Annotated in this window: 13 protein-coding genes and 2 tRNA genes; 9 read left to right on the top strand and 6 right to left on the bottom strand. The window is 53.1% G+C overall.

Features of this window, described 5'->3' with window-relative positions:
- Nucleotides 1–96: 96 nt before the first annotated feature.
- Nucleotides 97–1,638 (bottom strand): HAL/PAL/TAL family ammonia-lyase, encoded by a 1,542-nt coding sequence (locus ABWQ15_RS03240; protein WP_353907389.1) that lies wholly within the window; start codon nt 1,636–1,638, stop codon nt 97–99.
- A 362-nt stretch (nt 1,639–2,000) separates the two neighbouring features.
- On the opposite strand from ABWQ15_RS03240, the gene ABWQ15_RS03235 reads away from it, so the two are divergent.
- Nucleotides 2,001–3,506, top strand: coding sequence for an HAL/PAL/TAL family ammonia-lyase (locus ABWQ15_RS03235; protein WP_353907388.1), 1,506 nt, complete (start codon nt 2,001–2,003; stop codon nt 3,504–3,506).
- A gap of 182 nt (nt 3,507–3,688) precedes the next feature.
- On the opposite strand, the gene ABWQ15_RS03230 is transcribed toward ABWQ15_RS03235, so the two are convergent.
- Nucleotides 3,689–4,396, bottom strand: coding sequence for a response regulator (locus tag ABWQ15_RS03230; RefSeq protein WP_353907387.1), 708 nt, complete (start codon nt 4,394–4,396; stop codon nt 3,689–3,691).
- The gene (locus tag ABWQ15_RS03225; RefSeq protein WP_353907386.1) at nt 4,393–5,478 is read right to left on the bottom strand and encodes a sensor histidine kinase; all 1,086 of its coding nucleotides are present in this window, start codon (nt 5,476–5,478) and stop codon (nt 4,393–4,395) included. Before ABWQ15_RS03225 ends, ABWQ15_RS03230 begins: the two co-directional genes overlap by 4 nt.
- 331 nt (nt 5,479–5,809) lie before the next feature.
- Between ABWQ15_RS03225 and arcA the strand changes: the two genes are divergently transcribed.
- Entirely contained in the window at nt 5,810–7,036 is a 1,227-nt protein-coding gene (arcA, locus tag ABWQ15_RS03220; RefSeq protein WP_353907385.1) for an arginine deiminase, read from the top strand.
- A gap of 211 nt (nt 7,037–7,247) precedes the next feature.
- On the opposite strand, the gene ABWQ15_RS03215 is transcribed toward arcA, so the two are convergent.
- Nucleotides 7,248–8,093 (bottom strand): DegV family protein, encoded by an 846-nt coding sequence (locus tag ABWQ15_RS03215; RefSeq protein ID WP_353907384.1) that lies wholly within the window; start codon nt 8,091–8,093, stop codon nt 7,248–7,250.
- Nucleotides 8,094–8,531: 438 nt separating this feature from the next.
- Between ABWQ15_RS03215 and ABWQ15_RS03210 the strand changes: the two genes are divergently transcribed.
- The 3 genes from ABWQ15_RS03210 (at nt 8,532) to ABWQ15_RS03200 (ending at nt 12,103) form a co-directional block, all read left to right on the top strand.
- A complete protein-coding gene (locus tag ABWQ15_RS03210; protein ID WP_353907383.1) occupies nt 8,532–10,496 on the top strand; it encodes a peptidoglycan DD-metalloendopeptidase family protein in 1,965 nt (654 codons plus the stop codon).
- 135 nt (nt 10,497–10,631) lie between these two features.
- Nucleotides 10,632–11,171 carry a ribosome hibernation-promoting factor, HPF/YfiA family gene (gene hpf / locus ABWQ15_RS03205; RefSeq protein WP_353907382.1) on the top strand — a complete coding sequence of 180 codons (540 nt, stop codon included), beginning with the start codon at nt 10,632–10,634 and terminating at the stop codon, nt 11,169–11,171.
- A gap of 137 nt (nt 11,172–11,308) precedes the next feature.
- On the top strand, nt 11,309–12,103 hold the full coding sequence (locus tag ABWQ15_RS03200; protein WP_353907381.1) for a PIN domain-containing protein: 795 nt from the start codon (nt 11,309–11,311) through the stop codon (nt 12,101–12,103).
- Nucleotides 12,104–12,147: 44 nt separating this feature from the next.
- On the opposite strand, the gene gap is transcribed toward ABWQ15_RS03200, so the two are convergent.
- Nucleotides 12,148–13,170, bottom strand: a complete 1,023-nt coding sequence (gene gap, locus ABWQ15_RS03195) for a type I glyceraldehyde-3-phosphate dehydrogenase (protein WP_353907380.1) — start codon at nt 13,168–13,170, stop codon at nt 12,148–12,150.
- Nucleotides 13,171–13,527: 357 nt separating this feature from the next.
- Between gap and ABWQ15_RS03190 the strand changes: the two genes are divergently transcribed.
- From ABWQ15_RS03190 to ABWQ15_RS03175, 4 genes are all read left to right on the top strand, one after another.
- Nucleotides 13,528–14,349 (top strand): sensor histidine kinase, encoded by an 822-nt coding sequence (locus ABWQ15_RS03190; RefSeq protein ID WP_353907379.1) that lies wholly within the window; start codon nt 13,528–13,530, stop codon nt 14,347–14,349.
- Between the two features lie 96 nt (nt 14,350–14,445).
- Complete coding sequence (gene mnmA / locus ABWQ15_RS03185) at nt 14,446–15,522, top strand: tRNA 2-thiouridine(34) synthase MnmA (RefSeq protein WP_353907378.1); 1,077 nt, start codon at nt 14,446–14,448, stop codon at nt 15,520–15,522.
- A gap of 282 nt (nt 15,523–15,804) precedes the next feature.
- Nucleotides 15,805–15,891 (top strand) — tRNA-Leu (locus tag ABWQ15_RS03180).
- A gap of 25 nt (nt 15,892–15,916) precedes the next feature.
- Nucleotides 15,917–15,992: transfer RNA gene (locus ABWQ15_RS03175), tRNA-Met, on the top strand.
- 95 nt (nt 15,993–16,087) lie between these two features.
- Here the strand turns inward: ABWQ15_RS03175 and ABWQ15_RS03170 are convergent.
- The gene (locus ABWQ15_RS03170) at nt 16,088–17,509 is read right to left on the bottom strand and encodes a site-specific integrase (protein ID WP_353907377.1); all 1,422 of its coding nucleotides are present in this window, start codon (nt 17,507–17,509) and stop codon (nt 16,088–16,090) included.
- Nucleotides 17,510–17,532: the final 23 nt, after the last annotated feature.

Raw genomic sequence — 17,532 nt, 5'->3', positions numbered from 1 at the left:
CCCTTTCTTTTCTAAATAACCGTGTGAGTCTCAAGCGGCCTTTGTCGCACCTCCCTCAGCCAAAATCAGCGTCCCGAAGGATATCCGTGACAGCGGTCAGCCCAGATCCCCGACCGCCTGCTGTGCCAAGTCCAAAAGCTTTCCGGAGTGAATCATCCCGCGCAAATGCTCAATATGGGGATAAAGGCGGATATCGTTTTCCATATCCGGAATCGCTTTTCCGATCTCGGTAAAAATACCGGCAGTCGCACGGCTGCGCCGCAGGCCCGGGTCCAAAAACTTCTGGGCCTGATAACCCGACAGTAGCTCGATCGCCAGAATGTACTCCAGATTCCTGACGACCAAACCAGCCTTTTTGCATGCGTTGTAGCCCATGGCCACATAATCCTCCTGCCCGCAGCAGGTGGGTGTATTGTCAATCACGGAGGGGGTGGACAGAATCCGCATATCCCCCAGCAGTCCGGCCTGCGTATACTGCGGAATCATCAGTCCGGAATTAAGCCCCGGATTTTTCACAAGGAAAGACGGAAAGCCCGACATCGTCTCGTCAATCAGGCGATTGTTCCGCCTCTCCGACATCTTTGCGACCATCGTGCAGGCGATCGCCGCACTATCCATGGCAATCCCCGCGTACGCGGAGTCACAGTTACAGGCTGAGAGAACATCCGTCGAGTCACCGTTATCCCAGATAATTGGGTTATCGCAGCAGGAGTTGATCTCCGTCTCCAGCGTATCCACCGCCATATGGATGGTCTTTCTCGCCGCGCCGTGCAATTGAGGAATACACCGCAGAGACAGCGCATCCTGCAAGCGGGAGCCGGCGTAATGGCGGATGACTTCCGAATCTTCCAGCAGCTTTCTCACGTTGGCCGCAGACGCGGCCTGTTCCGGGTGCGGCCTGACGGACATCACCCGCTCGTCAAAGGCCTGCATAACCCCCTTGAGCGATTCCAGAGAGACAGCTCCCACCACGTCCGCACATTTCACCGCGTTGACCATATCATATGCAGCCAGCGCCGCAAGGGCTGTGACGGAGGTGGTTCCAGAAATGAGAGCCAGTCCCTCCTTCTCCGCCAACTCGATTGGTTCAACACCTGCGCGGCGCATCGCCTCACCGCCGGACAGGAGTTCCCCGGAGAACCAGGCCTTTCCCTCTCCGGTCAGGACCAGGGCCAGATGCGCCTCAGGAGCCAAATACCCCACGGAGCCGTCCCGCGGCATCCAAGGTGTCACCCCGCTGTTGAGCATGCTGCGGATCGTCTCCAAAGTCCCCAGTCGAACGCCGCTGTATCCCTGCCCAAGATTCTGCAGGATCATCAGCATGGTCGCCCGCGCCTGTTCCTCTTCAAAAGGTTCTCCCACAGAGACCGAATGGGACAGTATAATATTTTTCTGAAGCGTTTTGGCCTGCTCCCGGTCAATTGTCTTCGTGCTGAGCAAGCCAAATCCCGTTGTCACGCCGTACATAACCCGCTCTTGTGAAATTGCTTGCTCGATCAGGCTTCGGGATCGGTTGACCCGCTTGCAGTAGCTCTCGGAAAATTCAACTTTTGCCCCGAGTCTTGCCACAGTAACCAAGTCCTGCAGCTCAAGCTTTTCTCCCAGCTTCACCTGACGGATCGTCTTTGCCACCGGCATGTTGCAGCCCTCCTTTACCTATCTAATTGAACCCTACAAAACTCTTCGTCGCAACGCAGCGCTTTAATTTTAAAATGTATTTACTTAAAAATAGCATTAAAAGCAAAATAATTCAACTAAATAATCTGCCAGAATTTTCTTTGCGTTTTTGTATACTATTTACAAAATATAAGACAACGCAAGGATATTTTTATCGTTATGCACAGTTTATTTATAAAAATTTATAGGATATAGAAAAAATGCAGTAAATACAAAAAAATTTTAAAATTCGATTGCATCTGCCTCTGATTAAAATTATAATAATATTACTTTATATGTCAGCAATCTATTTAGCTAAAAAGATTTAAAAATGGAGGGAAGATATGGAAAAAATTACTTTGACAGGTGAGAATCTTACGATTGAGGAAGTAGCCTCAGTTGCTAAGGATTATACCCAGGTCGAACTTTCCGAGGGAGCTGAAAAGAGGCTCCGTGACGCGCGCCAACTGGTTTTTGACCTTGTAGATGCCGACTTTCCCATCTACGGATTCAATGTGGGCGTTGGCTGGAACAAGGACAAAAAGGTTTTCAAGGAATTTTTCGGTCAATATAACTGCAATCTGATTCGTTCCCACAGCATCGGAGTACCGCCCTGGGCCTCTACGGAACAGGTTCGGGCTATTATGCTCACCCGGCTCAACGGGATGCTCAGCGGCTGCTGCGGAGTTGCCCCCGAAATTCCGGAGATGTACACGAAGCTGCTCAACCGTCATATTCATCCCATGATTCCCATGCGTGGATCGGTGGGCGAGGCCGATATCGGTCTGCTCTCCCATATTGGACTGGCCATTATCGGAGAAGGCAACGTCGAATTCGGCGGAAAGGTTATGCCCTCCAAAGAAGCCTTCTCCCTGGCCGGACTTGAGCCCCTGTCCCTCGGTCCGAAGGACGGACTGGCCATCGTCAGCTCCAACGCCGTCAGCGCCGGGCACGGTGCACTGCTCCTCAAGGACCTTGAGGATTTCCTCAAGGTTGCGGACGCCATCTACGCTCTTTCTCTGGAGGGTTTCAACGGCAATGTTTCGCCGCTGGATGACCGTAACCACAAACTGCGCCGCTATGTGGGGCAGCAGAAGGTCGCCGCGCGCGTCCGAGAGGATCTGGATGGCAGCTTTATCTATGAGCCGGATCGGCAGAAGGCGGTTCACGATCCCCTATGCTACCGGGATGTCCCCCAGATCCACGGAGCAGTCTTGGAGCTGCTGCAATATACCCGGGAACGTCTGGAGATTCAGCTCAATACAACGGACGACAATCCTTGCGTGCTGTTAGGGGAAAAGACGATTGTACCCTCCGCCAACTTCGAACCCCTTAACTGGGTACTGGGCTTTGAGAGTCTTGGCGTGGCCCTCTCTCACGTCTCAAAGGCCAGCTGCCTGCGGCTTATTAAGCTCTCCGATCCGTCATTTACCAATTTGCCCCGGTTCCTCAGTCCCGCGGCGGACGTTCTGTGCTTCTGCACCGTCCAAAAAACCTACACTTCTCTGGATGCGGAAATCCGGCATCTGTGCAACCCCGTTTCCATGGATACGCTCAGTCTGGCTGGCGGCATGGAGGATATGTCCACCAATGCGCCCTACGTGGTACAGAAGCTGGATAAAATTCTTGACAATCTCCGATACATCTTTGCGTTGGAATTGATCCATGCCGCCCAAGCAGTGGACTACCGGAAGGGGCGCAGTCTCGGAAAATACTCCGGGGCCGTTTATGAAAAGGCCCGGTCCGTCATCCCGTTTTACGACAAGGACCGCAACATCACGGAAATGATTCAGCAGGCGCACGAGTTGATCGCAGACGGTACGCTGCTGAGTCTGCTTCCCCGGGATTGAGCTCTTAAAAAAGGCAGCCGCACAGAAAATGCCCTGGGAATCCTCGCCGCAGCAGGCAAAGAAAAGCCCTCTGAGATCAATGATTTCAGAGGGTTTTTTATTTAAAAAAATCTTACTGCCCAGGCAAAGTATCCAGGTCAGGGGGCAACACAAAAAGCCGTGATCACAGACCGCAGGTGGATTCACTCACCTTCGGCAAGGCGATAGCCAACGCCCACTTCCGTGAAAAGATATTGCGGCTCCGCAGGATTTTTTTCCACCTTGCGCCGGATGTTCGCCATATTGACCCGCAGGATCTGATTGTCATCCCCGGCCCGGGGCCCCCACAATTCTCTAATGATAAAGTCATAGGTCAAAACTTTTCCCGCGTATTTCCCCAGCAGGGCCACAATGCGAAACTCGCTGAGAGTCAGCTTCGCGTTTTCGCCGTCCACCAGCACCTGATGCTTGTTGTAGTCAATCGTCAAATCGCCCACGGTATAGATGCCCTTGCGGGCGATCTCGTCATTGGCGGAAGTAGTGCGGGTATGTCGAATAGCAGCCCGGACCCGGGCCAGCAGCTCTCCGGTTCCAAAGGGCTTTGTCAGATAGTCGTCGGCCCCCAGGTCCAGAGCCGCCACTTTATCCTGTTCATGATCCCGGGCGGAGACCACCACCACCGGAATACTCGACCAGGTCCGCAGGCTGCGGAGTATCTCCAGTCCGTCCATATCCGGCAGACCCAGATCCAAGATCACCAAATCCGGACAGTGGGACGAAATCATGGACTGCGCCTCCGCCCCGGTTCGAGCCTGTACAGCCTCATAGCCGTTATTGTCCAATATGGCGGAAATAAACCGGGAGATGCTTTTCTCATCTTCCACCACTAAAATTTTTTCCCGGATATTCACTGTGCTTCCTCCTCCGTCAGGGGCAGGCAAAAGAAAACTTCCGCACCGCCGCTGTCCATATTCCGCGCCTCCATAAAGCCGTTATGCGCCCGCACGATGGTGAGGCATACCATCAGGCCCAGACCCATATCCCGCTTGCCGTCGCCGGAAGGCGTTTCGCTGCGCTTCAGCGTTCCGTCAAACAGGCGAGGCAGTTGATCCTTTGGGATTCCTTGGCCGTTGTCTCGAACAGAGAATTTTGCCAGCCCTCCCTGACGTTCGACGCACAGGGAAACGTAGGTGGTGGTGCCGCCATGGCGCACGGCGTTTTCCAGCAGATTTGCCAGAACCTGCTCGATCAGGATTGCATCCATAGGCACCACCAGCAGCTCCTGCGGAGCCTCCACGGTGATGTTCACATCTGGAAACCGCTTGCGGAATTTCCGCACCGTCTCTCCCAGGATTTCTTCAGCCGCCTCATCTTTTTTTGTGATATGAGCCTGACCGTTCTCCCCAATTCGAGTAACGGACAGCAGATTTTCCACCACCCGGATGAGCCACTGTGCCTCGTCCCGCACGTCCTTCAGCAGGTTCTCCTGCTCCGCCCTGGAAATCGAGGGATTTTCCAAGATGACGGACGTGGACCCCACTATGGAGGTCAGGGGGGTTCGGATATCGTGGGACACAGAGCGGAGCAGATTCGCCCGCATCTTCTCTTTCTCGTTTTCCGCCCGCAGCCGCGCCTGCTGCTTCACCTGAGTCGTCATAGCGCTGGTAACCACGGAAACCATGAGAAACGTCAAAAAGGTCAGCGGATAGCCTGCAAGAGTAAAGTTGATAGCTCCGTACGGATAGGTGAATGTGTAGTTCACGGCAATGACCCCCACCACGGAAGCTACCAGTCCAAAAAAGTAGCCGTTCGTCAGCCGGGAGATCAGCAGCACCGCCAGCACAAAAATGGGAGATGCAAATCCCTCGCTGGTGGCTGCGGACTGCAGGAGCATACACACGCTTGCCGCGCAAAGCAGGATCGCCACGCACACCAGCAGATCCCGCCAACGAAAAGGGAACAGTTGCTTTAAAATAGATTCTTTAGAGCGCACACTTCCAGCCTCGTTTCTTTTTCAACCGTAAATCATACGAAAGCAAACAGCCACTTTGCCACCGAGGAGACAGGGCGCACGGTACACTCTGGCGCCTCCGTGTGTTCGACGCGGTGCGCTCAGAACGGCCGTCTTGCAGTTTATTATACCATAGCGTGCGCCAAGTTTCCGTTAATTTTTTTCGCTCTCTACAGGTTGCTCCCGTTTCTTATCTTTCAGCTTTTATTTTAATAGGAGCAGCTTCCGTTTCTCTTCTGTGCATGAAACTTGTATTTTCACAAACCATAATCAGGAAGACAGCAAACGCACTGCAAAAAGGAGTGACCTGGGTTTGGAAACAGGAATTCATAATACCTCGGAGATCGGGCGCCTGCGGCGCGTACTGCTCCACCGGCCGGGGCGGGAGTTGGAAAACCTGATGCCGGAATATTTGGAGCGGCTGCTGTTTGATGATATTCCTTACCTCCGGGAGGCCCAGGCGGAGCATGACGCCTTCGCCGACTGCCTACGAAAAAGCGGCGTGGAGGTGGTGTATCTCACCGATCTGGTGCTGAAATCCATTACAGGCCAGTCTGTCCGGGAGGAACTGATTCATCAGTTTATAGATGAGGCGGGCATTCGGGATGCCCGGACACACGATGCGGTGGCGGCCTATCTGACGGACCTGCCCGACCGGGAGATGGTGGAAGCCATGATGTCGGGCATTCGTAAGCAGGACCTTTCCAGAGGCGGCGAACGTCTGGGCGACTACCGGTGGGCGGCGGAGGAGGGATATCCCTTTGCCGTGGACCCCATGCCCAACCTCTATTTTACCCGGGACCCATTCGCAACCATTGGCGCCGGCGTGTCCATCCATAAGATGCACACGCCCACCCGGAACCGGGAGACGCTGTTCGGCAAGTTCATCTTTGAGCACGACCCGGAATTTCGGGATACTCCCCGCTGGTATGATCGGGGCAAAACCACATCTCTGGAGGGCGGCGACATTCTGATTCTCTCGCCCCAGGTGCTGGCGGTGGGCATTTCCCAGCGGACGCAGGAGGACTCCATCGACCGCCTGGCGGAGACCATTCTCACCGAAGGGGGCAGTTTTCAGCAGATATTAGTCTTCAATATTCCAAAAAACCGAGCCTTCATGCATCTGGACACGGTTTTCACCATGGTGGATCGGGACAAGTTCACTGTCCACCCCAACATCCTGAGCCAAATCACCGTGTTTGTCATGGAGTTGGACAAGGACCGCAAAATGTCTATTCAGCAGGAAGACGGGGGACTGGAGGACATTTTAAAGAAACACCTGCACCTGGACAGCGTGACCCTGATTCCCTGCGGACAGGGCAGCGAGATCGACGCCGCCCGAGAGCAGTGGAGCGACGGCAGCAACACGCTGGCGATCGCCCCCGGCGAGGTGGTGGTCTACACCCGGAATTACGTGACCAACCGCTCCTTGGAGGAGGCCGGGATTACCGTTCACGCAATTTCCAGCGCGGAATTGAGCCGCGGACGGGGCGGACCGCGATGCATGTCCATGCCCCTTTGGAGAGATGACCCAACGTAACCCCCCTGCACTCCAGCAAGGCTGTGCTGGTGTCCACCACCGGCAGGAGAAACCCCGAGGCAACCACATCCAAGACGTCCGCCACCGTTCTTCACGCGCGCTGCGGGCATCATCACAGGTGCGTCGGACTTTTTGATGCCATGTATCCGGCTGTGCGCATAAAAGGCGCCCGCAGAGAAAATCTCTGCGGGCGCCCGTCGGTTCTGACTGCTCAATAACCCAGGATCAGACCCTTTTCCATGGCGTAAAAGCTGGTGAGGCCCCGACAGGCCAAAATATCCACACTCTTCACCGGAAGGTCCTTTAGAATCTGTTCCTTCAGTTTCATGGCTCCGGGAAGATTCTGGCAGTGAGAAATCACCACCTCCGCGCGGGTGCAGTCCTTGCTGGAGGCCATCAGCTTCGTAATGGCCTGATAGGTCTTCGTTTCCCCCCGGGCCTTGTCCGCCACATGGATCGCGCCCTGGGGCGTGGCATTGGCAATCACATGGATGCCCAGCGAGTGGAGCAGATTGCCCACCAGCGGGCGCATCCGGCCGTTTTTAATCAGGTTGTCGAAATTCTCCAGCGTAAACGCCGTCCGAAGGGCCGCCTGATAGATGCGAAGCTCCCCGCAGATCGACTCAAAGCACAGGTTCTCACCACGCTGGATCAAAGCTTTCGCCTTGCGGGCCAGCAGAACCATGCACCCGGCGGTGCTTTTGGAATCAATGACGCAGATCTGCTTTTCCGGGTGTTCCTCCAGAGCCAGCTCCCGGCCCATCATGGCGGCGGACCAGGTTCCGGAGAGGTTAGCGGAAATCGTGAAGCAGATCGAGCAGTCCGCTGAGGAAAACGCCTGAGCAAACGCGGCAGGAGAGGGGCAGGCCGTGGATGAAGCCGCCTTCTCCTCCTTCATGCACTCCAAAAGCTGGGGAACGCTGAGCTGTTCGTCATCCAGAAATTCCCGCTCTCCCACCAAAAGCCGCAACGGTACGGAGAAAAAGCGGATATTGCCGTCATTCCGGCTCTCGGAGAGCAGGTCGGCGCTGCTGTCGCACACGATATTCCAAGTCATAAAAACTCCTTTGGAAACCCCTGACTGAGCCTAAATTTCGTCAGTGCCTCCGCACAATCTGATTTTCAATATCACATTACATCATTTGATATCAGTTGTCAATGAAAACATGGCGAAGGTAGTAAATTTCTATCTTAATCGACCACCTTTTCATACTGATTGCTTTTTTTATTTAACTGTTGATTTGGTTTTATTATATCCTGCCCATTTTTCAAGCGCTTATATTCGTGGGATATCCCTTTTCTTCGCTGCGGGCCTCGCTTTATCAATCCAGTCCTTCGTGTTCCTTCTTTGCTACATGGAAACGGATACAGCTCCTTTTTTAGCAAAAAATGCTTGACGGATCAAGCAAAACAGGGTATGATAGTGCAGGTTACAAATTGTAACTTTCCTGTTACTTTTTTGTTTTGTCTCTTTAAAACCGACTGTGAGGTCTTTATGAGTAAACGTTCCGCAAAAACTCTCAACCGTACCGCGCGCCGAGATGTAGGTTCACAGCCGTCTGCAGCTCACCGTCAGGCAGAGGAACCACAGGCCGCGCCGGTCTTTCGGCGGGTTCCGGATGCCCCGGAGCAGACCGTGCCCGCTCAAGCGGCGCACAGAGCGCCCGCGCTGGCGGGTGCGCGGGCTCAAACGCAGACCACCATCCCCGCGCATGATCAGGCACGGACGAGCAATCAAGCGGCGCGGTCCCAGCCTCAGCGCCAACCGGCCCCCCCGGCTGTGGCGGCGGTATCTCCGGCGCAGACGGCCCCGCGTCCGCTGCGAATGCCAAAACGGGTAGCGGAGGAACCTACAGAAACGCTTCCGGCAATTTTACAGGACATGCTTCTGGAGAAGAAAACCGCGTTCGTCAAAAAACTTCACCGCGTCCGCCGCCGTGTACGCCATGTGGTGCGGGAGGAAAAAGCTCGCCGCTTTCCGGAATCTGACCGGGCTGTGATCCAACTTCTGCTGTTTGCCCGAAATATGCTGCCCCTGCTAATCACGCGGCTAACAGAGCGCAAGCGGGGCCGGCGGCAGCAAATGGCAGGACGATTTGGTTCGATCCGCGCAAAACTCGAACACAAGAAGCTCAAGCCCCTGCCTTTCCTGGCAGCCACCGGCGCAGTGGCGTTGGTAATTTTGTTTTTCTCTCTCTACACCGTGGGTACCACGGTGACCTATAACGGCCAGCAGATTGCAGCGGTGAAATCCGTCTCCGCAGCCGACAGCGCCCGGACACAGCTTGAAGAGATTACCTCCCATGCCACCGGGACCCAGTACACCATTGATAAAAAGCTGCTGCAATATTCCTCCAGCCTGCTGCCCCGGTCCGAGGTGGTGAACGCCGACAAGCTGGAAGAGGACCTGTCCGAGGAGATTGGACTCGTTACCTACGGCTATTCTCTATATGTGGACGGTGAGCTGATCGGCGCCACTCCCTACGAGGGTGCACTGGACGAGCTGCTGAAGCAGCTGAAGGACGGCATCAGAGACGAAAATACCATCTCCTGCGAATTTGCGGAGAATGTGGAGATCAAACCCGGCTACGTTCCCACCGATAAGATCATGAACCTTGGGTATTTGGCCGAGACGCTGTACAGCACCAAAACCGCCGAGGTGAACTATGAGGTCAAGAGTGGGGATACCTGGTCCGAAATTGCCGAGAGCCACGGTCTTTCCTCCACTGAGCTGCTGGCCCTGAACCCCGGCTACGACATCAACCGTCTGTCCATCGGCGAGGTGCTGACCCTGTCCGCCTCCGTCCCCTATCTCACGATGACCGTGGTGGAACAGGAACGGTATATGGACACGCTTCCCTATGATGTGGAGTATTCCGACAGCGCCAATCTCTATAAGGGCGACTACAAGGTTGTCTCCGCGGGGTCCAACGGGTCCGCCGATATGGTGGCCAACGTCACCTATGTAAACGGCGAGGAAACAGAGCGGGTGGTGCTGTCCTCCGTCACGCTGAAAAACCCCGTCACGGAGCAGCGGCTCCAGGGCACCAAAGAGCGGCCCACGTGGCTCCCCACCGGTACCTTCCGCTGGCCGTGCTCCGGAAACATCACCTCCCCGTTCGGTTATCGGCACCTCAGTTACAGCTATGCCTCCACCAACCACAAGGGAATTGATATCGCCAACCGGTACGGCACCCCCATCTATGCCGCCGACGGCGGCACAGTGACTTACGCCGGATGGATGAGCGGCTACGGCTATCTGGTACAGATTAACCACGCAAACGGCTATGAGACTCTTTACGGCCACAACTCCAGCCTGCTGGTATCTGTGGGACAGCACGTCTATAAGGGCCAGCAGATCTCCCGTATGGGGTCTACCGGCAATTCCACCGGAAACCACTGCCATTTTGAGGTCCGGTACAACGGCGTGGCACGAAACCCCGTGAACTATCTGCCCTAACTGATTTGAAACCCGGCGCGTCCTTTGAGGCGCGCCGGGTTTTTTAAAATTTCCTTTTCAAATTCGACAAGCTGTGTTATACTGGGTAAAAGAGAGGTCTTCTCTTCTTTTCACCACATGAAAGGAGCGGTATTCATGAAGTGTACGTTTGCATGCAAGAAGGTTCCCCTGAACAATTCTGTAAAGGACTATACCGAGAAAAAACTGTCGAAGTTGGACCGCTATTTCCAGGAGGAAGCAGCCGCGTTTGCAACGTTTTCTGTGGAGAAGGATCACCTGTGTACGGTGGAGATCACAATACGCGGCGGCAACACGCTATTCCGCGCCCAGAAGCAGGAAACGGATGGCGATATGCGCAGCGCGATTGACGCTGCCGCCGACTATATTGAGCGCCAGATTCTCAAGAACAAGACCCGCCTTTCCAAACGTCTGCGGAACGAAGGTTTTCCCCCTGCTGCGCCGGATGATTTCGAGGTCAGTGAAGAGAAGGAATTCAACATCGTCCGCACAAAGCGCTTTGCCGTCAAACCCATGAGTCCGGAAGAGGCCATTTTGCAGATGAATCTGCTGGATCACTCCTTCTTCGTTTTCCGCAGTGAGGAGGACACGTCCCTCTCCATTGTCTATAAGCGTAAGAACGGCGGATACGGCCTGATCGAGACCGGCGAGGACTAAGGAAAAGCCCCAGAAATTGTTAATTTTCAACCGGGCCGCAATGCGGCCCGGTTGCTTTTTTTCTTTCTTCGGTATACACTAGGCATATCCTGCTAAAAATGTCTCCGAAACGGGGTCTTATAGAAAGGTTTTACTGGATGAACATGATTTTTTTGGTGGACGGCGACAACAATATCGGCACCGGCTTGCAAGGTGCTGACCAATTGACGGCGGACGACTCCATCCTGATTTTTTACCAAAAGACAGGCCTTTCGCTGGGCAAGATCAAGGAACTGTGCAAGGGCAGCAAGGCCAGCATTCAGTATCTTGAAAGCGTGAAGGGCGGCAAAAACTCCATCGATTTTCAGATTATTACAGAGCTGGGAGTCCTGGTGGGCCGGGGCGAGGCGGACTGCGCCTATGTCATCAGTCAGGATAAGGGGTACGAGGCCGCCATGAGCGCCCTGCGCGTCCGATATACCGGCGCGTTTCGGGAGGTGGCGCTTCGGTCCTCCATTGCCGCGTGTCTGAAAGGGGCCTATTTGATGCGGGCGACCAACTCCGAGGAACTGCGCTCCTCTTTGAAGCAGGAATTTGGCGAGACGCAGGGGGCCGCGGCTTTCCAACATTTACAGGAGCTGTTCCAGCCCGCTGCACCCAAAGCGGACGGAAAACCGACCGCCGAGACTGCTGCGGAAAAACCGGTAAAAAGGAACCGCGGTGGGCGGCGGCGACCCTCCAAGAGTACAGGGGTCAAGCCCGCCGACGTGAAGCCGGAAAATGCGGAGAAACCCGCCAAGCCGGCAGTCCAGCCCGCACCCCAGGCCCGGCCCATTCCTGAGCCGGCTGTTGCCGTGGCGGAGGAAAAGCCCCCCGTGAAGCTCACTCGTCCACGTCGGGGCGGACGGTGGAAGAAAAAGCCTGCCCCGGAAAAGCTCACGGAGGAAACATAAAAAACAGGGGATGGAGCGGCGCTCCATCCCCTGCCATCTTTTCGTTACTGGTGGTCCACCTCATACATATAAGCCATCAGGTCCAAAAGCTTGTTGGAATATCCCCATTCGTTGTCGTACCAGGCGATGAGCTTGACAAAATTATTGTCCAGCATAATACCTGCCGTCTCGTCGAAAATGCAGGTTTGGGAGAACCCGGTCAAATCGGAGGAGACCACCTGATCGGTGGTGTAGCCGATAATGCCCTTCATACTGTTGCGGGAGGCATTTTCCATGGCGACGCACACATCGTGATAGCTGGCGGGCTGCTTCAATCGGACTGTCAGATCTACCACGGATACGTCGTTGGTGGGAACGCGAAAGCTCATACCGGTCATTTTCCCCTTCAGCTCCGGAATGACAAGGCAAACGGCCTTGGCCGCCCCAGTGGAGGAAGGAATGATGTTGCCCATGATGCTGCGTCCGGTCCTCCAGTCTCGGCCTGCCCGGGAGTCCACGGCTTTCTGCTTGGCGGTGGCGGCGTGGATGGTGCTCATGAGCGCCTGCTCGATGCCGAAGGTGTCGTTGACGACCTTTGTCATGGGTGCCAGGCAGTTGGTTGTGCAGGAGGCGTTGGAGACTACGTTCATGTCAGGCGTATAGGTCTTGTGGTTCACGCCCATTACAAAGGTAGGCATCACATCGTCTTTGGAAGGGGCGCTGAGAATGACCTTCTTCGCCCCGCCCTTGAAGTGGGCGGAGGCTTTTTCCACCGTGTTGTACACACCGGTGGACTCTATAATGTACTCTGCGCCGCAATCATCCCACGGGATGAGATTCGCGTCGCTTTCGGAATAAACTCTGATCTTTTTTCCGTTAATGATGAGATGCCGGTCGTCATGCTCCACCGTTCCCTGAAAGGTACGGAATACCGAGTCATACTTCACCTGATAGACCATATACTCCAGATCCGCATTTCTCAGATTGATGCCGCAGATCTGATAGCTGCTGCAGCCCCGCTCGATCATGATCCGAAGAGCCACACGCCCAATGCGTCCAAAACCGTTGATTCCAACCTTAATCGCCATGTTTCTTACCATCCGATCCCCCATATTTTGCCGTGTCGTTCCCCCACGCCCGGCATATTTTAAGGCCATTATACCACGGTTTTAGAAAATGTGTACTATACGTTACGTAAAATTGCGTACTAATTTTTTTTATATCGTTAGTGACTTTTACCATACCCAAAGATCGCAAAAATTGTCATAATATTATTTAAAATGGAAAAATAGTAATTTAAAACAAAGCTCCCCTTGTTTTTATGGTTTTATTTTGATATTCTGTGGAGATATAAAGAAAAATGTGTGCTTGGTGTAAAAGCCAAAGTTTACCTGGGTTTTCAACCTGATTATTTGCAAATCCTAAGCCACGAAAGGAGGGACGCTGTGGAAAATTATGAGCGCAAGGAAGCGCAGCTGCTGGCCAGCTTGTTTCCTTCCATCGCCGCTCAGCTGCGGGGAATGCTGAGCGGGCTGTATCTGGCGGCCACAGCACTGGCTCCTGCGGAGGCCCGCGAAAAAGATCCGGAACTTGACCGGAGAGCATCGCGGCTGGATCAAAATTATTATCAATTGCTGAGACTGGTGAACTGCCTGTCCGCAGCAGCCCGGCTTGACACCCAGACGCCTTTGCCCATGCAGGACTGTGATTTGGTGGGGCTGGTCCGTGAAACCTGTGACGAGGCAGAACAGCTGGCGCAGTTTTTAAAGTTGGAGCTGACGTTTAATTGCGCCCTTCCCCAGTTGATTTGCTCGGCGAATCCGGATTCCATTCGCCAGTTGCTGTTTCAGCTCCTGTCCAATGCCTTCAAATTTACTCCCCCCGGCGGGACCGTGATGGTGGCGCTGAAGCGCCAGGATGATCAGGCGCTGCTGGAGGTGGCCGACACCGGCTGCGGAATCGACGATCTGCAGATGAAAGCACTTTTTGACCGTTATACTCATGCAGAGCTGCGGGACCCGCCTCCTCATGGTTTGGGTCTGGGTCTTCCCCTGTGTCTTCGGATCGCGGAGGATCACGGTGGGAGGATGATGGCTGAGTCCCAGCTTGACGTTGGGTCCAGATTCATGGTACGCTTTCCTATCCGGCATGTGAATCACAGCAGTTTATCCGACTCGAAATTCGACTATACCGGTGGCTTTAATCGGGCCTTGCTGGGACTGGCAGATGCGCTTCCAACGGAGGCATTCTCCATCTATAACCGGTAACGGAGTTTTGAGCATCTGCGTGAAAGGGAGCCGAAACGGTTCCCTTTTACACGTTTACAGTCCGGTGTATCCGGACCAAAGGAGGGTTTTTACAACATGGGTCAGAGTGTTTTTCTTGGCATGAGCGGCGGCGTGGACAGCTCCGTCTCCGCTTTGCTTTTACAGCAGGCGGGGTATGACGTGTCCGGTGTAAATCTTCGCCTATTTCATAACGAGGATTTGGGGGAAAGTCAGGAAAAGGCCTGCTGCTCTCTGGCTGACGCCGAGGACGCTCGGGCCGTGGCCGCCAAACTGGGGATTCCCTTTTATGTCTTTGATTTCTCACAGGTTTTCCGGGATACGGTAATTGCCGATTTCGTATCGGAGTACGAGGCGGGGCGAACGCCCAATCCCTGTGTTGTCTGCAACCGGGCTGTAAAGTTCGGAGCACTGCTCCAGAGGGCGTTGACACTTCACGGTCAGTTTCTGTCCACCGGACACTATGCCAGAGTGGAGCAGGACGAAGATACGGGCCGCTGGCTTTTGAAGCGCGGCGTGGATCGCAGCAAGGACCAGAGCTATTTTCTTTACATGCTGACACAGGACCATCTGAGCCATACCTTGTTTCCCTTGGGCAGCCTCCGCAAAACAGAGGTCCGGGAGATTGCGGAGCAAAACGGGCTGATCAACGCAAAAAAAAGGGACAGTCAGGATATCTGCTTTGCTCCCGGTGGTGATTATGCCGCCTTTATTGAACGGACAGTGGGCCATCCGTCCCCTGATGGTGACTTTGTGGACGAATCCGGCCGGACGCTGGGACGGTACAAGGGCTTTGTCCGCTACACCCGGGGCCAGCACAAGGGTCTGGGGCTCTCGGTTGAGCCGCCGCTGTATGTTCTGGACAAGGACCCGACTGCCGGGACGATTCGCCTTGGCCCGGACGCGGCCCTGTGGACGCAGACGCTGACGGCGGAGAAGATGAATTGGATTTCTGTTCCCGCACCGATCGGCCCCATGCGGGTCACAGCCAAAACGCGCTACAGCCAGCGAGAGTCCTCTGCCGTGGCAGAATCTTTGGAAGGCGGTGGCCTGCGGCTGACCTTTGACGAGCCTCAGCGGGCCGTCACGCCGGGGCAGGCCGTGGTCTTGTACGACGGCGAGAGTGTGGTCGGCGGCGGGACCATCATAAAATAAGCTCTGAAATGAAAAAGGCGGGGCGTACCCTACGCCTCGCCTTTTATCGGTCGCTGGTCAGCCAGCTGTCCTGGAAAATCAGATCGTCCACATCGCTGGTTGGTGACCCTTCCATACGCATACCGCGCCTCCTCTCAAATCCATATCTTAACTAGTATACGTGGGCTGCGGCAAAAAATTGCACGGAATCGTGCCCCTGTCAAAAGTTTCTCTGAAAAATATTTTTAAATTAGTCTTGACAACCAGGCGCGGCATGTGGTATTCTACTTGTTGCCGACATCTGCCGGTGTGGTGGAATTGGTAGACACAGGGGACTTAAAATCCCCCGGCAGTGATGTTATACCGGTTCGAGTCCGGTCACCGGCACCATCGGTATTCAAGAATGATTATATATCGCGGGGTAGAGCAGTTGGTAGCTCGTCGGGCTCATAACCCGGAGGTCGTAGGTTCGAGTCCTGCCCCCGCAACCAGAAAAGCACCTGATTTTTTACAAAATCAGGTGCTTTTTTAACTTCCTAGGTAGCTTTGAATTTTTCGGGTGCATGAGCTGGTGCACAAATTACAATTATTTGTTTTCTTCATCTTCACATACTCTATTGATCAGTGACTCAACTTCGTCCGCGGCAATTGCATCGGCTTTTTTGATCTCTTCGGTATAAAGGTTTAGTGTAACTGATGGGCTGGAATGTCCGAGCCTTCTGGATACCGTTGCAATGTCAGCTTTTTTGGCAATTAGAATACTGGCCATTGTATGGCGAAAAAGATGCGGATTAATATGTCTAAATCCATTCTTATTGCAGAATTTATTCATCCATCCATTAAAACTGTCTGGATGCATCCGTTTTCCATCTTTTTGAGTGAAAACATAGTCGCTTTTATTTTCCCAACGATCAGCCATAACTGCTTTTGCTTGATCTTGTTCATCACGATATTTTTGCAATATTTCTACTGTCTTTTGAGCAATCTTAATGTATCTTTTGCTTGTTTCAGTTTTGGGGGTATCCTCATGCAGTCCACTCTCAAGGGCCAGTAGAGTTTCCTGAATGTTTATGATGTGTTCTTTCAGATTAACGTATTTCCATTTCAGTCCAAGAAGTTCACCTCGCCGACAGCCGGTATCAATTGCTAAGTATAGTAACGCTTGCCATTTGATATCTTCTTTTTCTACCGCTTTAAGAACAGCAATTACTTCATCTTCTTCAAGAGGTTTTGGTTTCTTTTGCCTTGCTTTTGGTGCGATTTTTTTTGTTGCAATATTTTTTTCTATAAGCCCATCGTCGATTGCAGATTCAAGAATAGTTTTAATTAAACGATGGTATTCTAGCATGGTCTTATTTGATAGTCTCTTATCGCATGGCTGATAATTAAACGCCGCTTCGCCTGGCATATTTAGTTCACTTGCAATGATGTCTGCTTTGTCTTTCAGTATAGGTTTTCGGCCACGAATTTTCCGAAATGTTGCTGTCGAGACGTCACAGTTTCGAATTAGATCCGACTGTCTTATTCCATCCGTCTTCATGATCTCTAGAATGTCTACATTTTCTTTTACAATTGCAGTTGTTTGAAAGTCACACACAGTTTCTTTTTGCAGCTTAATATAAAATTTTTTTAAATCGCTTTGCGTAATATCCATAAGTCTCTTATCTCCGATTGCTTCAATGATACGCTCCAGCAATTTCTGATATCGTTCATAAGTTGACTCTTTAATAATATTTTGATCTCGCTTATACTGTATAGTTTTATTTGCATATGTTGCAAAAGTCGTACATCCAGTCAGATTGTGCTCATCAAAATACTTGCTTTCAAGAAAAAGTCCGCGGGAATAAGCATTTTTTTTAGCTGTAGCTCTGCTTTCTCCTTCCTTGGGATAATACGTTTCACAGCTACGAGTTGGTTTATGGGTTTTTGGATCCGTTCCGGTACAGCATGTGATTTTGTACACATATCCCTTGCCCTTTTTAAGCTGCTTTTCTTTAATTGATGGCATTTTTTAACTCCTCCCAAATTCAG

Source organism: Oscillibacter sp. (assembly GCF_040505565.1).
Lineage (GTDB): Bacteria > Bacillota > Clostridia > Oscillospirales > Oscillospiraceae > Oscillibacter.
Note: the sequence above shows the minus strand (reverse complement) of the source record. Positions and strands in the feature narration are given on the sequence as shown.

Coding starts and splice junctions, on each gene's coding strand:
- ABWQ15_RS03240 (WP_353907389.1), bottom strand. CDS start 1,638: ATGCCGGTGGCAAAGACGATCCGTCAGGTGAAGCTGGGAGAAAAGCTT.
- ABWQ15_RS03235 (WP_353907388.1), top strand. CDS start 2,001: ATGGAAAAAATTACTTTGACAGGTGAGAATCTTACGATTGAGGAAGTA.
- ABWQ15_RS03215 (WP_353907384.1), bottom strand. CDS start 8,093: ATGACTTGGAATATCGTGTGCGACAGCAGCGCCGACCTGCTCTCCGAG.
- ABWQ15_RS03210 (WP_353907383.1), top strand. CDS start 8,532: ATGAGTAAACGTTCCGCAAAAACTCTCAACCGTACCGCGCGCCGAGAT.
- hpf (WP_353907382.1), top strand. CDS start 10,632: ATGAAGTGTACGTTTGCATGCAAGAAGGTTCCCCTGAACAATTCTGTA.
- ABWQ15_RS03200 (WP_353907381.1), top strand. CDS start 11,309: ATGAACATGATTTTTTTGGTGGACGGCGACAACAATATCGGCACCGGC.
- gap (WP_353907380.1), bottom strand. CDS start 13,170: ATGGCGATTAAGGTTGGAATCAACGGTTTTGGACGCATTGGGCGTGTG.
- mnmA (WP_353907378.1), top strand. CDS start 14,446: ATGGGTCAGAGTGTTTTTCTTGGCATGAGCGGCGGCGTGGACAGCTCC.
- ABWQ15_RS03170 (WP_353907377.1), bottom strand. CDS start 17,509: ATGCCATCAATTAAAGAAAAGCAGCTTAAAAAGGGCAAGGGATATGTG.